The 15,607-nt window shown below is 65.0% G+C and carries 12 protein-coding genes; 2 read left to right on the top strand and 10 right to left on the bottom strand.

Translation table 11 applies throughout. The features are described from left to right. Positions 1 to 33: 33 nt before the first annotated feature. The 4 genes from GTP90_RS36360 to GTP90_RS05120 form a co-directional block, all read right to left on the bottom strand. Positions 34 to 3,432, bottom strand: coding sequence for a beta strand repeat-containing protein (locus GTP90_RS36360; RefSeq protein ID WP_175047979.1), 3,399 nt, complete (start codon positions 3,430 to 3,432; stop codon positions 34 to 36). A gap of 6 nt (positions 3,433 to 3,438) precedes the next feature. Next, a complete protein-coding gene (locus GTP90_RS05130) occupies positions 3,439 to 4,578 on the bottom strand; it encodes a two-partner secretion domain-containing protein (protein WP_161082498.1) in 1,140 nt (379 codons plus the stop codon). 261 nt (positions 4,579 to 4,839) lie between these two features. Continuing rightward, entirely contained in the window at positions 4,840 to 5,241 is a 402-nt protein-coding gene (locus tag GTP90_RS05125) for a hypothetical protein (RefSeq protein ID WP_161082479.1), read from the bottom strand. Positions 5,242 to 5,269: 28 nt separating this feature from the next. Further along, positions 5,270 to 5,758: a hypothetical protein gene (locus tag GTP90_RS05120; RefSeq protein ID WP_161082478.1), complete on the bottom strand. Its 489-nt coding sequence runs from the start codon at positions 5,756 to 5,758 to the stop codon at positions 5,270 to 5,272. 165 nt (positions 5,759 to 5,923) lie between these two features. Between GTP90_RS05120 and GTP90_RS05115 the strand changes: the two genes are divergently transcribed. Together GTP90_RS05115 and map are read left to right on the top strand one after the other, a co-directional pair. After that, on the top strand, positions 5,924 to 6,133 hold the full coding sequence (locus tag GTP90_RS05115; protein WP_161082477.1) for a ParD-like family protein: 210 nt from the start codon (positions 5,924 to 5,926) through the stop codon (positions 6,131 to 6,133). Beyond that, complete coding sequence (gene map / locus GTP90_RS05110; RefSeq protein WP_161082476.1) at positions 6,130 to 6,897, top strand: type I methionyl aminopeptidase; 768 nt, start codon at positions 6,130 to 6,132, stop codon at positions 6,895 to 6,897. Before GTP90_RS05115 ends, map begins: the two co-directional genes overlap by 4 nt. A gap of 4 nt (positions 6,898 to 6,901) precedes the next feature. On the opposite strand, the gene GTP90_RS05105 is transcribed toward map, so the two are convergent. The 6 genes from GTP90_RS05105 to GTP90_RS05080 all read right to left on the bottom strand — a co-directional run bounded on the left by GTP90_RS05105 (position 6,902) and on the right by GTP90_RS05080 (position 15,544). Beyond that, positions 6,902 to 8,233 (bottom strand): sigma-54-dependent transcriptional regulator, encoded by a 1,332-nt coding sequence (locus GTP90_RS05105; protein ID WP_161082475.1) that lies wholly within the window; start codon positions 8,231 to 8,233, stop codon positions 6,902 to 6,904. Beyond that, positions 8,230 to 10,107, bottom strand: a complete 1,878-nt coding sequence (locus tag GTP90_RS05100) for a sensor histidine kinase (RefSeq protein ID WP_161082474.1) — start codon at positions 10,105 to 10,107, stop codon at positions 8,230 to 8,232. The genes GTP90_RS05105 and GTP90_RS05100 overlap by 4 nt, the downstream gene beginning before the upstream one ends. A gap of 38 nt (positions 10,108 to 10,145) precedes the next feature. Further along, complete coding sequence (locus GTP90_RS05095; RefSeq protein WP_161082473.1) at positions 10,146 to 11,138, bottom strand: porin; 993 nt, start codon at positions 11,136 to 11,138, stop codon at positions 10,146 to 10,148. 24 nt (positions 11,139 to 11,162) lie between these two features. Further along, positions 11,163 to 12,434 carry a dicarboxylate/amino acid:cation symporter gene (locus tag GTP90_RS05090; protein ID WP_161082472.1) on the bottom strand — a complete coding sequence of 424 codons (1,272 nt, stop codon included), beginning with the start codon at positions 12,432 to 12,434 and terminating at the stop codon, positions 11,163 to 11,165. A gap of 226 nt (positions 12,435 to 12,660) precedes the next feature. Beyond that, positions 12,661 to 14,505 (bottom strand): arsenical pump-driving ATPase, encoded by a 1,845-nt coding sequence (gene arsA, locus GTP90_RS05085; protein WP_161082471.1) that lies wholly within the window; start codon positions 14,503 to 14,505, stop codon positions 12,661 to 12,663. A gap of 124 nt (positions 14,506 to 14,629) precedes the next feature. Then, a complete protein-coding gene (locus tag GTP90_RS05080; RefSeq protein WP_161082470.1) occupies positions 14,630 to 15,544 on the bottom strand; it encodes a sulfurtransferase in 915 nt (304 codons plus the stop codon). Positions 15,545 to 15,607: the final 63 nt, after the last annotated feature.

Raw genomic sequence — 15,607 nt, 5'->3', positions numbered from 1 at the left:
CAACGCAATCTGATGGTTAAGTGGATTTTAGTCTTATTGCGTGGGGTTTGTCGCGGTTCCTGCCGAGGCAGTACTGGTGTCGACGGCAGCCGATGGCATCTGGATGCCGCCGCCAACCACGAACACGCTCAGGAACTTCACGTCACGTCCGGCGCCAAGTCCTTGCGAGACTGGTGAGCGTTCGGTGCTGGAGCTGGAGCTGGAGCCTGAGCTGCCGCCGCTGGCAGCGCCACCTGTGCCGCCGGCGGCGAGGGTCGCACCGCTGGCGTCGGAGACCGGCGTGTAATTCAGCCCGCCGACACTAAGCGATGGCAAGGCAGGCGCGGAGCCGCCCTGCAACTGCAGCACCGGCGTCGCCGCCAGAACTGATACTGCGGCAGGGACCGACGTTGGTGCTGGTGCTGGTGCTGGTGCTGGTGCTGGTGCTGGTGCTGGCGTCGGAACAGGCGCTGGCGCTGGCGTCACCACCGGCGCGGGTGCCGGCACTTCAACTGGAGTCGGCACGGGAGTTGGAACCGGCGCAGGAACCGGCGTCGGCACAGGGGCCGGAACAGGCACTGGCACTGGCGTCGGGACAGGCGTTGGTACTGGCGTTGGCGTTGGCGTTGGCGTTGGCGTTGGCGTTGGCGTTGGTGCTTGAGTTGGCGTTGGCGTTGGCGTTGGCGTTGGCGTTGGTGCTGGAGTTGGCGTTGGCACTGGCGTTGGTGCCGGCGTTGGCGTCGGCGTCGGCGTCGGCGTTGGCGTGGGCGCCGGCAGAATATTCGCGGTAGCCACCGTGGTCCCGCTAATGCTGTAGTTCTGCGCATCAGTCCCGGCCAACGCCAGACCGCTGACGTTAACAGTTAACCCATTGCCAGCCGTGGTCTGCGCAAAATTCGCCGACGCCGCACCATCATTGAGATGCACATCATCGCTACCCACCTTACCACTGACCACCCCACCGGACGTCAACACAGCCGCCGTCGTCCCATCCTCAAGCTTATCCGCAGCGGTCGCGCCGCTCACCGTCAAACCCTTGGGCAAAATGGAAGCCACCACATACGACGGCATCGTCAACTGATAGTTGGAAGCCAGTCCCGAACCATCGGCCAGCACCAGCCCACTTACCGTCACAGCCTTGCCATTACCGGCATTGCGATCAGCGAAATCACCGACCTGCCCGGAAAAGCCCAAGGTCTCCGTTCCGACCAGGCCACTGAGCGAACCACCACTCAAAGTGGCCGAAGTCGTACCGTCATACGTCTTGTCGGCCGCGGACATCCCCACAATCGTCAACTGCTTGCGCGCGATCGTCGCCGCCGCACTGGCCTGATCGGTGATCGCGTAATTGCCCGCGTCCGAACCGCCATAAGTGCTGGTCAGCGTCACCGGCTTGCCCACACCCGCATTCGCATCAGCAAACGCACCGTTCGCCGACACCGTCACCTGATCGCCCGACACCAGGTTCGAAAGCAGCGCGCCGCTGGCATCCACCACCGCAGCCGCGCTGCCGTCATATGTCTTGTCCGCCGCCGTAATGCCGGACACGCTGGCAGCACGCTTCGAAATCGTCGCCGTCAAGCCGGCCGGGTTGGACACCGTATAGTTCGACGCCTGCCCAGTACCAGTACCCAGCGCCACGCCACTCACCGTAACCGCCCTGCCGGCGCCGGCATTCTTGTCCGCGAAGGAGCCCACCTGGCCGGAGAACGAGAGCGTCTCCGAACCCACCAGGCCACTGAGCGAACCGCCAGTGAGCACCGCCGACGTTGTGCCGTCATACGTCTTGTCGCCCGCCGTCATGCCGGTCACCGTCAACGCCTTCGGCGTAATCGACGCGGTATTCGACGCACCTGCCGCCGACAAACCCGGCACCGCATAATTGGAAGCCAGGCCGGTAGCGCCATCGGCCAACGTAATCGCATTCACATAACTCGCACCCAGCACCTGCGCGCTGTTCGCCGTCGCACCGGTGTAGGTGAGATCCTCACCAGCCACCAGATTCCCCAGCGTGACATTCCCCGCCAGGCCGGCCGCGCCATCGTAAGTCTTGGATGCGGTCAGTGTCACCGCACGCGCGGTGATGCTGGCCGACGCACTGGCGCTATTGCTCGCCAGCGTGTAGTTGCCCGCGTCCGCGCCACCCAACGAGATATTGCTGACATTGACCGAATAGGTGCCCACGTTCTTGCTGCCAAACGCGCCTGTCCCGCTCAGCGTCACCGAGTCGCCCGACACCACACCGCTCGCAGTCACCGCCGCCGTGGTGCTGCCGTCATACACCTTGCTGGACGCGGCAGGCGTCAGCGTCTTGGGCGTGATGGTATAGCTGCCGGTGTTGAAGTAGCCCACCGCATAGGTGGTACCGCCATTCACATAGCTGGAGGGGTTCGACGCATCGGGCGTCAGGCTGGCATAACTGCCCACGTTCTTGCTCGACGTGGTGTACGTCACCGACGGCGTCAGCGACGACACCGAGAAGCCGGACGGCCCGCCCAGCGTGGTAAAGGTCAGGCCCGTCGCCGTGGTCGAACCATCATAGACCTTGGTGCCTGCCCCGCTCTGTATCACATAGACCGGCTGGGTCGCCATGCTCACCGCCTGGTAGGTCGCATACAGATAGCTGTTGTTCGAGCCCGGAATCACCAGCGTGCCGCAGTTGGGATACGGCGTCGCGCAGCTGGACAACTGCGGCGACTGCGTATAAGCCGACAACTGCGGCGCCCCGTTGACGAACACCAGCCAGCTCGCCACCGACGGCCCCTGGAACGCAACGCGCGCACGGCTGCCGTAGGGCACCAGCCCGATCGCCCCCTGGTCCTGCAGCGACGAACTGTAACCGGATGTCGAATTCACCGCGTTCAGCAGCATGCCGCCGCCGCTGGTCGCGCTGCCGACCGTGGTCAGCGTGCCGGAATTGCCCTCGAAGCCGACGCCAAACGTCTTGATGCCGCCGGTGCTCTCGCCGGTCATGAACAGGTTGCCGGTCCCCGACAGGATGGTCGCGCCAGAGTAGATATACACGCCGCCTGTCACACCCGAGTAACTGCCATTGTTCGAGCCCACCGACGACTTGCCGTTGATGGTGATATTGCCTCCCTGCGACAGGATGTTCATGTTCGCTTCAACGATCACACCGGCCGTGCTGCCGCTGTAGTTGAGCGCATAGCCGATGCCGTTGGTGACCGTGCCCGCAGCGCCGCCCAGCATGATGGCGCCGCCATTGCTGGTCAGGTTGGCGTTGACATCGACGCCGCCCGAGGTGGCGCCGCTCGCGTTGGCCGCGCTCAGCGTGATACCCAGCTTGCCGGCGGTAGAGGTGATATCGCTGTTGACCGCGATGCTGTGATCCGCGCGCAGCGTCAGCGTCGCGTCGCCGCCGCCGGTCTTGCTGATCGCACTGGCCACGGTGATGTCGCCGGTGCCACTGGCGCCGCCGCCATAGCCGCTCACGCTGGTCTACGTGCTGACCGTGACGCTGGTGCCGGCATTGAGCGCCGCGTCGATGTTGTTGGCTGCGGTGGCGTTGATGGTGTAGTTGTACGGATCGATCAGCCACTCGCCGCCCTGCCCGCGCGCCGCGCCCGCGTCCACCTTCAGCGCGCGGCCGGTGGCCACTTCCGCCGCCGAGGTTTCGATGAAGCCGCCGTTGCCGGCCAAGGGCGCGCTGGCGTCCAGCGTGCCGCCGATATCGATGCGGCCATTGTGCATATCGCCCAGCAGCACGATCTGGCCACGCTCGCCGGTGGCCAGCGTGCGCGCCTGCACCACGCCGGTGTTGTTGATCACCGTGCTGGCCAGGTCACCGGCCGCCTTGGCCGTCATCAGCACCGTGCCGCCATCGGCGCGCACCGCGCCGCCGTTGTCGATCAACGCATCGAGCGCCGCCTGCTTGACCTGCAGCTTGACCGGGCCGCCGAAATCCAGCTGCACCTCGCTGCCCGCGCCCAGCAGCACATTGCCGCGATCGGCCGCGATCTCGCCGTTGTTGACGATGCGCGCCGCCACCAGCGCCACCGAGCCGCCGCCGGCGGTGCGGATATTACCCTGGTTGATGATGGCGTTGGCGCTGGCGCCTTGCAGGCGATAGTTCCCGGCCATGAAATCATCGTTGGTCATCGCCAGCGTCGACGCCAGCAGGCCGCCCACGTCCACCCGCGCCGTCGGCGAGAACAGCACGCCGTTCGGATTAAGCAGGAACACCTGGCCGTTGGCCTTGAGCGCGCCCTGGATCTGCGATACGTCGCTGCCCGTCACGCGGTTCAGCGCAACCGAACCGGCCGATGGCTGCACGAAGTTGACGGTGCTATCCCTGCCGATGGAAAAGCTGTTCCAGTCGATGGCCAGCTTGCCGGAGTTCTGGTTGACGGTCAGCGTCTTGCCCTGTTGCGCGATGCTGCCCTGGCCCGCCACCACCGCGCCGCCGGTGGGCAGGTCGGCCGCCAGCGCCAGGGCGCCGGTCAATGCCAGGCCGGCGGCGACCAACGCGCGCCGCGCGGTACGGGAAGCGCTGCGCTTGCCGCGCGCCCCACCCTGCTCCGAACAGACCTGCCACACACCCAGGGCGGCATTCCACACAACTCTGTAAATTCGGTTCATGACATTACCTTGCGACGAGAAGGCCGGCCACACGCGATGCCGCCGGTGCTGGCGGACTGGGGAAACCGGAGAGAATTCAAGAGCAGCGGAGCGGGGCTGCGGTGACTGGCGCGCGGGAGCTGAGCGGCGCCGAGGAGTGCTTTACTTACTGTAGAGCAAGTTAAATTCTACCGAAAACGTTCCCGTTTTCATATGGCAACATCGAAAGAACAGCTGTTATGTTGTCACACTGCATCACTATTGCAAGGAGAGCAAGATGCCTCATTTGAATTTTTCGAATTCGCCTTCTGCCGCGTTATAGACCTTGACCTTACCCGCCGAGCTGACTTGATAGCGATCACGCACGGGCGACACAGCAGGGTCTCCACCGCATCTTTGATCGTGTATTTCATGCGCCGCAAACTCCCACTGTTCCGCCTTCAAGACAGCGGGATCGTCGGTTTCCGCCATAAATTCAAGGCAATCCAGGTCAGCAACCTTGCGCCGTTTCAGCGCGGCCAAAAGCAGATCCAGCGCCTGGCTCTCGGTGATCTCTTTAGATGCGGTTTGCTTGCTTGCCGTGGGCTTGGACGCCGGCACCTCCTGCGGTGGCTGGGGCGAACGTGAACACCCAAACAACAGTGCGGCAAGGATAAAAAGCGAAGCGCGCTTCGTGCATGACATATCTAATTCTCTTCATTTCGTTGATGGGTTAATACTGCTGCGCCCGAACCTGATCGATGGTCCGCACAATTTCGTCCGAAACGGAAACGCTGCGTCGGGTCATGGTCACTGGAACGCCGTCCGGGCCGGTGCACGTTAATTTCTCGCCTGTCCGCTCATAGCGGCATGAAAGGGCCGCATTAACGTCTTTCGTTGCTGGCTGGTTCTTGGGTAACACAACGCGAACCGACAAAGTCTCGCCGTCCAAGACCGCGCGCACAGGAAAACCGATGATCGCGCGCGCACCGGGCTTTCCACCGTCGAGGGCATCGGCACGGCGGGCAGGCTCCGATGAGCCGGCGGCCATCCCAAAACCGTCCGGGAGAAGGTAGATTTCAGTTTGCTTATCCACGCCATCGTACAGCGAGGATCCCGTGCCCCACGTGCCGACCAAATGAGCTGGCAACACATCAACTGCATTGGCCGACAGGGAAAGCGCACCACAGGACAATATCAGGCATAAGCAGATTCGACGCATCTCAACTCCTCATTCAGTTATATGTCCCGGCTGACGGCCCGCTCCGGCGGAGGGCGTCAGGATAGCAGCTAGCCAGTGTAAAAAATACACAAATTATCACTTAGTTATGGAAAATCGTCGCAAGCTCGTATATGATTCGTATACGTTTCATATATAGGATAAAAAATGGGCATTGTGAACATCGACGATGATCTGCACGACCAGATCCGCAAGGCAAGCGCCGTCGCTTGCCGGTCCATCAACGCGCAGGCGGCGTTCTGGATCAAGATGGGCATGTTGAGCGAATTGAACCCTACGCTGACCTTCAACGAGATCGTCGCGCGGGAATTGCGCGCGGCCGGTGTCGAGCCCCCGCCTCTCCGGAGCGCGGCATGACCAAGCGTCCCGAGGAAATCGCGCTGATGGCGGAAGCGGGCAAGCTGCTGGCCAGCGTGTTCACCCATCTGGATCGACTGAGCCTGATCGGCATGTCCACCATGCAGGTCAACGATATGGTCGACAGCCTGATCGTCAACGAGCTGCAGGCGCGGCCGGCCAGCAAGGGGCAATATGGCTACGCCTACGCGCTCAACGCCTCACGCAACAGCGTGGTGTGCCACGGGGTGCCGTCGCACACGGAGTTTCTGCAGGACGGCGATATCGTCAACTTCGATATCACGCTGGAGAAGAACGGCTTCATCGCCGACTCCAGCAAGACCTATCTGGTCGGCGAGGTGTCGCCGCTGGCCAGGCGGCTGGTGCAGGTGACTTACGAGGCCATGTGGCGCGGCATCCGAGCGGTCCGCCCCGGCGCCAGGCTGGGCGATGTCGGCCATGCGATCGAGCGCCACGCCCGCCGCAACGGCTATTCCGTGGTCCGCGAATATTGCGGGCACGGCATAGGCCGCGAGATGCATGAGCCGCCGCAGGTGCTCCACTGGGGCAAGCCGAAAACCGGACTGGTGCTCCAGGAAGGCATGGTGTTCACCATCGAACCCATGCTCAACCAGGGCCGCCGCGCGGTCCGCACCGAGGACGATGGCTGGACCGTCGTCACCATGGACGGAAAATTGTCCGCGCAGTTCGAGCACACGGTGGCGGTCACGCGCAGCGGCGTGCAGGTGCTGACGCTGCGCGCCGGCGAGCGCGCACTGAACTAGGCGCTTACTTGTAATCGTCCGGCGTCAGCGCGTACTTTTGCATCTTGTAGTACAGCGTCTGCTTCGGCACGCCCAGCGCGTTGCTCACTTCGGTGACGCTGCCGCTGGCCCTGCGCAATTCCTGTTCGATCACCGCGCGTTCGAAGCAGCCCACCTGCTCCGCCAGCGGCAACGGCGCCAGGCTGCGCGCCGACAGCAGGCCATCGGCGCCGCTCGACAGGCCCAGCACGAAACGCTCGGCGATGTTGCGCAGTTCGCGCACATTGCCCGGCCAGTCGTGCGCCATCAGCGCCTGCATCAGCGGCCCCGGCACCGGCGGCGCGCTGCGCTTGTAGCGCGCGGCGGCGCCCAGCAGGAAGTGCTCGAACAGCAGCGGGATGTCCTCGCGCCGTTCGCGCAGCGGCGGCAGGTTCAGCACGATCAGGTTCAAACGGTAGTACAGGTCGCTGCGGAATTTCTGCTGGTCCGACCATTCCTTCAGGTCGACCTTGGCCGCCGCGATCACGCGCACGTCCACCGGCACCGGGCTGTTCGAGCCCAGCCGTTCGACGTAGCGCTCCTGCAGCACGCGCAGCATCTTCACCTGCAGCGCCATCGGCAGGCTTTCGATCTCGTCGAGGAACAGCGAGCCGCCGTCCGCGTGCTCAATCTTGCCGACCTGGCGCTTGGCGGCGCCGGTGAAGGCGCCCGATTCATGGCCGAACACTTCGCTTTCGAAAATGGTCTCGGGAATCGCGCCGCAGTTGAGCGCGACGAAATTGCTCTGGTGCCGGCGGCTGAACTGGTGCAGGCAGCGCGCCACCATTTCCTTGCCGGTGCCGGTTTCGCCGTAGATCAGCACGTCGGCCGGCTCGTCGGCCAGGTCCAGGATCAGGCGCCGCAGGTCGCGGATCGCGGCCGAGTCGCCCAGCAGGGTCGCCTCGATGCCCTCGCCGTGCGCGATGCGGTGGCGCAGCGCGGCCACTTCCAGCACCAGCCGCCGGGTTTCCATCGCGCGCTGCACCACGTCGGTCAACTGCTCCGACGAGTACGGCTTGGCGATGAAGTCGTAGGCGCCGTCGCGCATGGCGCCCACAGCCATCGTGATGTCGCCGTGGCCGGTCACCAGCACCACCGGCAGTTGCGCGTCGATGGTCTTGACGGCGGCCATGAAGTCCAGCCCGCTCATGCCGGGCAGGCGCACATCGCTCACCACCACGCCGTCAAAGCCCGGCGTAATCAGCGGCAGCGCCTGCTCGGCGGTGTGGAAGGCTTGCACCTCGATGCCCGCCAGGTCCAGCGCCTGTGCGCTGCCTGCGCGCACGGTCGGGTCGTCTTCGATCAGTAATACTTTCATGCTGTCTCCTGCTCCGCAATGGGTAATTCAATGATGAACCGGGCGCCGCCCGTGGTCGTGGCTTCCGCCAGCAACCGTCCGCCAAACTCGCGGATGATCTGCTCGGATATCGCCAGCCCCAGGCCCAGGCCCTGCCCTTGCGGTTTTGTTGTGAAAAAGGGTTCGAATAAGTGGCGGCGGATCGCTTCCGGAATGCCCGGCCCGGTATCCGAGACGGCGATCATGGCCTTTTGAAAACTGCGCGACACGCTCACGGTCAGCTGGCGCGGGTCGCTGTCGGCCATCGCGTCGAGCGCGTTGGTGAACAGGTTGACCAGCACCTGCTCCAGCCGATTGGTGTCGCACAGCGCAAACACGTCCGGGCTCTGCATCGACATGCGGAAGTTGACCCGCTCCTGCTCCACCCGCCGCTCGACCAGGAACAGCGCGGCGGTGATGGCCCCCGCCACCGCCACCGGCCTGACGCTGGCGTCGGACTTGCGGGCGAACTGGCGCAGCTGGCCGGTCAGCGCGCCCATGCGCGCGACCAGTTGCGAGATGGTCAGCAGGTTGTCCTTGGCCTCGTCCAGCCGGCCGCGCTCGATGAGCACGCGGGCATTGTCGGACATGGTGCGCAGCGCCGTCAGCGGCTGGTTCAGCTCGTGCGTGATGCCGGCCGACATCTGGCCCAGCACCGCCATCTTGCCCGCCTGGACCAGCTCGCTCTGCGCCTGCCGCAGCTTCTGCTCGGCCTGGCGGCGCACGACGTTTTCCTCGCTCAGGTTGTGGGTCATCTGTTGCAGGCTGGCGGTGCGCTCGGCCACCATCGATTCCAGGTCGTCGTAGGCGCGCTGCAGGTCCAGCCGGGCGCGCTGGCGTTGCCGGCCCAGCCGGCGGCGCTGGCGCGCGTACAGCACCAGCATCAGCAGCAGCGCTTCCGACAGCCAGGTGAAGAGGAAGGCGTTGCGGGCGCTGGCCTCCACCGGCGCCAGGTCCGACAGGTAGACGAACTGCCACTTGCGCGGCGCGAGCGAACGGGTCTGTGCCAGCATGCGCATGCGCGCGGCCGGCGCCGGCGTGGCGACGATGGCGGCGCCGTTGTCGAGCTTGCGCAGTTCGCGTATGCCGAGCGGCAGCAAGGCGTGCGAGAAGTACTGGCGCGACACTTCCAGCTCCTGCAGCACGGCCGGCGACAGCGGCGCCAGCGCGCGGTACTTCCATTCCGGCTCGGAACTGAGGAAGACCACGCCGTGGGCGTCGGTCAGCAGCACCTTGTCGCTGCCCTGCATCCAGCCGCTTTCCAGTTTCTCGATATTGACCTTGACGGTGGCCACGCCCAGCATGCGGCCGTTGTGATAAATGCCATGCGCGAAGAAGTAGCCCGGCTCGCCGCGCGTGGTGCCGACGCCGTAGAAGCCGCCGGGCGTGCGCCGCAGCGCGTCGCGCACGTAGGGGCGGAAGGCGACGTTGTCGCCGACGAAGCTGTCCGGCTCGCGCCAGTTGCTGGCCGCCTGCGTCACGCCCTGCAAGTTGACGATGTAGATGGTGGTCGATTTGGACAGGTGGTTGACCTGTTCCAGATAGGCGTTGACCTCGGCGCGCAGGGTCTCGTCGTCGGGCTGCTGCAGCAAGGCGATCACGTCCTTGTTGAGCTCCAGCGTGCCGGGCAGGAAGTCGTATTTGGACAACAGGTTTTCCAGGCTGACGGCGTAGCCGTCGAGCCGCTGCGCCGCGGCCAGGCGCAGCTTTTCGGTGGCGGCGTTTTCGGTCCAGCGCCAGGCCAGCGCCGCCACCGCGAGGCAGCACAGCAGCAGCAACACCCACAGCGCGGCCCGGCGCAGCAGCCGGCGGCCCGGCCGAGACGGCAAGACGGTCTGCGGTGGTGCTGCTGCCATAGTCTCCTCTGTTGTTATCCTCGTTTCATACGCCGTCATTAAAACACATGACGCACGCCCAGGTTGAATCCGGTTGTACCGGTACCACTATCGGTGGCCGTGCCGACGTGGAAATTGGCGCCGTTGCGGTTGACGATGTGGCCGTACGCGGCGTACAGGTCGGTGCGCACCGACAGCGGATGCAGGTAGCCGATCGCGGCCTGGCGGGCGCGCTGGCGCGGCGACGAGTCGTCGCGGTGGTCGATGTACGAGGCCAGCAGCTTGTCGGCGCCCACCGACACCGTCACGCCCACCAGCGCGTCGCGGCTGCCGATGCCCAGCAGGTCCTTGTTGCGCGAGTAGGCCGCGTGGCCGGTGATGTCGCCGAAGCGGTAGCGGCCACCCAGCATGGTGTAGCGGGTGTGCGCGGTGGCCAGCGCGTTATCGCGCTGGTGGTGGGTCAGCACCACGCTCAGCGGGCCGTTGTCGTAGCTGGCGGCGCCGCTGAGGGTGCGGTTCTTGACGGTGTCGCCCGGCGTTTCGCCAAAGCCGTACAGCAGGTCCGCCGAGAAGCCGTTGTACTTCTTCGTCATGTACTCGACCGAGTTGTCGACCCGCGTGCTCGGGAAGAAGATGTTCTGCACGTTGCCGGCGAAGCCGGTGCCGAACGGATCGATCACGTCGCGCAGGGCTTTGAAGTACGGCATGTACTGGCGGCCGGCGCTGATGGAGCCGGCCGAGCCGGACAGGCTGACGTAGGCCTGGCGGCCGAACAGCAGGCCGCCCTGCCCGGCGGTGCCGGTGTCGATGTTAAAGCCGTTCTCCAGCACGAAGCCGGCGCTCATGCCGCCGCCCAGGTCTTCCTTGCCCTTGAAGCCCAGGCGCGAGCCGGAACCCACGCCGCTGCTGACGTTCTGCGTGTTACCGGCGGGGCCGCCGCGTTCCAGCACCAGGCCGGCGTCGGCGATGCCGTACACGGTCACGCTCGATTGCGCCTGCGCGACGGCCGATACCAGACCCAGCGCCAACGCGCCCATCACATGCTTTTGCATCTTTCAATCTCCTCTAATTATTCTTCAAGCCGCACGCATCGTGGCGACGACAGGTTGTTCCTTTTCTTCTTCCAAGGCGCCTTCCCACTTCGCGACCACGGCGGTGGCGACAGCGTTGCCGACGGCGTTGGTGGCGGAGCGGCCCATGTCCAGGAACTGGTCGATGCCCATCAACAGCAGCAGGCCGGCTTCAGGGATGTGGAACTGGTTCAGCGTGGCGGCGATCACCACCAGCGAGGCGCGCGGCACGCCGGCGATACCTTTGGAGGTCACCATCAGCAACAGCAGCATGGTGATCTGGGTGCCCAGCGACAAATCGATGCCGTAGGCCTGGGTGATGAACAGCACGGCGAAGGTGCAGTACATCATCGAGCCGTCCAGGTTGAAGGAATAGCCCATCGGCAGCACGAAGCTGGAGATCTTGCGTTGCACGCCGAACTGGTCCAGCGCGACCAGCAGTTTCGGATAGGCCGCTTCCGAGCTCGCGGTCGAGAACGCCAGCAGGAAAGGCTCGCGGATCAGGGCCATCAGGCGGAACACGCGCTTGCCGATGAACAGGAAGCCGCCCAGGACCAGCAGCGCCCACAGGCACACCAGGCCCAGGTAGAAGCCGCCCATGAATTTGGCGAAGGTGGCCAGGATGCCCAGGCCGTTGGTGGTGATGACCGAGGCCATCGCGGCGAACACGGCCAGCGGAGCCAGGTTCATGATGGCGCCGGTGATGCGCAACATCACCTGGGCCAGCTGGTCGATCACGGCGGTCAGCTTGGCGCCCGCTTCGCCCATCGCGCTCAGCGCGCTGCCGAAGAAGATCGAGAACACCAGCACTTGCAGGATCTCGTTGTTGGCCATCGCCTCGATCGGCGACTTCGGCACCATGTGGGCGACGAAGTCCTTCAGCGTGAAGGCCGAGGTCTTCAGGCCGGTGGCGGCGTCCATCGGCGGCAGCGGCAGGCCCAGGTGGGTGCCCAGTTGCAGGAAGTTCGACAGCAGCATGCCCAAGGTCAGCGACACCAGCGAAGCGATCACGAACCAGCCCATGGCCTTGATGCCGACCCGGCCGGCGGCCTTGCCGTCGCCCATGTGCGCAATGCCGACCGCCAGCGTGGAGAACACCAGCAGCGAAATGATCATCTTGATCAGACGGAGGAACACGTCGGTGGCGATCGAGATATTGCCGGCGATGGTGGCGCTGAGCGCCTTGTCGGGGAAGGTGTCATGGCAGGCATAGCCGACACCGATACCGAGCACCATGGCGATCAGGATGTAGAGGGTTAATGGGCGTTTCTTTTTCACTTGGTTCTCCAGATTTTTGTTGTCGTCACCGCTAAGCAGTGCGCCGGCGGGGTTCAGGCTAGATAGCAATGGTTGTGCCAGCCTTGGACGAACGAAAATTTGGAGGCAAGTCCTTGATTCTAAATATAGTTCACAATGGCAACATCTTGTAACATGCCCGAGGCGCCCCGAAATTCAGACGCTTGCGATGGCTGTTGTATGGAAAGTTGGACGGTCGCCAGCCGGCTCAGGCGTTTTCCCGAGACACCTTGTGAGTGACCAGCTCGGATAGCTCGGCCACTCCGACCGGCGGATGAATTCGCCACGGCACGATGAAGCTGCGGGCCGCCAATCCTGCTGCGATACGGCGCATCTGCTTGCGCTCTCCCGCCAGGCGCGCTTCCAGCAGCGGATCGCGCGTGCCGGCCGCCGCCACGCTCTTGTTGATGACCCAGGCGTATGGCTCGATGCTTGCGCGGCGCAGGTCGTCCTGCAGGGCCGCCGCCTGCGAAACCGGGGTGACCTCCGGCAGCGTGACCAGAATGATCCGGGTGTAGGCTCCGTCCTGCAGCCGCATCAGGGGCGTGGTCATGCGGCCGCTGCCATGGCCTTCGAAATCGCGCAGCGTTTGCCGATGGTAGGCGCCGGCAGCATCCATCAGCAGCAGCGAGTGCCCGGTTGGCGCAGTGTCAAGCACGACGAAGGCGCTGCGCGCTTCGTTGACAATCCTGGAAAACGCGTGAAAGACCGCGACTTCCTCGGTGCACGGCGAGCGCAAGTCTTCCAGCATCAGCGCTTGTTCCTGCGCGTTCAGTCCCGGCGATTTTGCCGCCATCATGCGGTCGATGTAGCGCTGGGTCTCGATCTTGGGGTCGATGCGGTCGACGCGCAAGCCGGGCACCTCGCTGGCGAGCGTTCCGGCCAGGTGGGCCGCCGGATCGGTGGTGCTCAGATGAACGGTCTTGCCGCGTGCGATCAACCCGAGGGCCAAGGCCGCGGCGATGGTCGTCTTGCCCACGCCGCCCTTGCCCATCACCATGATGAGGCCGTGGCCGGACGCCGCCAGTTCGTCGGCCAGCGCGTCCAGGCCCGGCAAAGCTTGAGCCGTTCCAGTCACCGCTTCGGCGCCGGCGACCGGGGCGGCATGCGCCGAGAGCAGCGCGCGCAATGCCGGCAAACCCACCGTGTCGAAGGCGCGCAAGGGCACCTGGTCTTGCGGCAGAGACTGCAAGGTGAGCGGCATCGCATCGAGCGCCTCCTGCCCGACCGAGGCAATGGCGCAGGCCACCGCGTCGGCCGGATCGCTGGCGCGGAACACGCCGTTGACGATCAGGCGCTGGTTGTTCAGGCCAAGCATGCGCAATTCATCCGACGTGCGCGCCGCCTCGGCAAGTGCGCCCTTGTCGGCGCGGGCGACCAGGATGACGGTGGTCCGGGCAGGGTCGCTCAAGGCAAGCAAGGCAGCCTTGAAACGCACTTCCTGCATCTTCAATCCCGAGTGGGGGCCGAGGCAGGACGCCCCGCGGTCGTTCCCCGCCAAAAATCCGCTCCACGCCTGCGGCAAGCTCAGCAGACGCAAGGTGTGTCCGGTTGGCGCGGTGTCGAAGACGATATGGTCATAGCCACCCGCATCGTCGGCCAGCAGCGCTGCAAACTCGTCGAATGAAGCGATCTCCGTGGTGCAGGCGCCGGACAGTTGCTCACGCACGGTCGCGCGTTCCGTTTCGCTGGCACCGGCGTCCATCTGCCCCAGCACGCGCTGGCGATACGACTCGGCCGCGTTGTCGGGGTCGATATTCAATACCGACAAACCGGGGACGCCGGGCACGGGCGTGGGGCTGTTGCGCAGCTCGACGCCCAGCATTTCATCCAGATTGGACGCGGCATCGGTGCTCACCAGCAGGATTTTTTTACCGGAATCGGCCAGCGTGAGCGCAGTGGCAGTCGACAGCGATGTCTTCCCTACTCCTCCTTTACCGGTAAAGAACAGATGGCGCGTCGGCGCAACAAGAAAACCCGGCACCTTGATGTCGAACCCTCCCGCCACTTTCTCGTGCGACGGGATACCGCCGCAATGCACCAGCTTGCCCATATTTGCGCCCCCAATAAGCATAGACCAACGATAGAAATAGTTTATATCGTTATTCAACATGCGGGGAAATTTGTTCCGGCCTGCACCGGAGCGGGTCTCCCCTCTTTAGCTTGGCCGATACGAGTCAGAGCTGACCAGCGTCGAAACAGCCCGTCTCCACATATTCGAACCAGCCGCCGTCGTAGACGCTGATCGCGGGCCAACCCATCAGCCAGGCGTAGAAAAACGCCATCGAGGCGCGCCAGCCGGTGCCGCAGTAAAAGGCGGTTGGCGTGCCGGGCAGGATGCCCTGTTCGGCCCACTGCGCGGCAATCTCGGCGGCCGGTTTCATGCTGCCGTCGGCCTCGTGATAGGCGCTCATGCTGTTGACGTCGCCGTCCTCGCCCGCCCTGCCCCAGCGCGCGCCGGGGATGTCGCCGGCCGCGATGTAGTGGTAGCCGGAGGCCTGGCCGGTGAATTCGGCCCGGGTGCGGATGCTGGCCAGCACGCCGTCGCCGCGCGCCAGCAAGGCGCACGCTTCTGGTGTGCCGATCAGGTATTCAGGATGGGCCGGGAAGCTGGCGCCGAAGCTGGAGGCTGCCGCGGGGGCCGGCGCCGGTCCGCGCGCGCAGGCATGGCCGCCGGCCTGCCAGCGGGCGAAGCCGCCGTCGAGCAGGCGCACGTCGGCCACGCCGGCGTACAGCAGCAGGTGCGCCAGCCGCGCGGCGGCCAGGTTGTTGCGTCCGTACAGGATGACGGTGGTGTCGTGGCGCACGCCGCGCGCCAGCAGCAGCGCCAGCAAGGCCTGGTCGGGGACCTTGTTCCACAGGGGCAGCTGTTCGATGCAGGCGGTGTCGAAGTAGGACGCGCCTGGAACATGGGCCTGCTCGAACAGCACCGCGGCGCCGCAGCCGACTTCGAACAGGCGCCAGTCCGCCGCCGGCGGCGCCTCGACCTCGGCGCCCGCGGTCAGCCCCGCCAGCCAGGCCGGCGTGACGAGCTGGCGCCAGCGGACCAGGTCCGGGCGGAAATCAGCGGCAACGGCATTATCGACAATCATCAGGAAAGGCAAGGCGAGCATCCAGGGGGCACTATTTTACGCGATCGCAAAGTCCCCGCAGGT

The sequence above is a fragment of the Duganella vulcania genome (assembly GCF_009857655.1).
In the GTDB taxonomy this organism is placed as follows: Bacteria; Pseudomonadota; Gammaproteobacteria; order Burkholderiales; family Burkholderiaceae_D; genus Rugamonas; species Rugamonas vulcania.
This window is presented reverse-complemented; position numbering and strand designations above follow the sequence as displayed.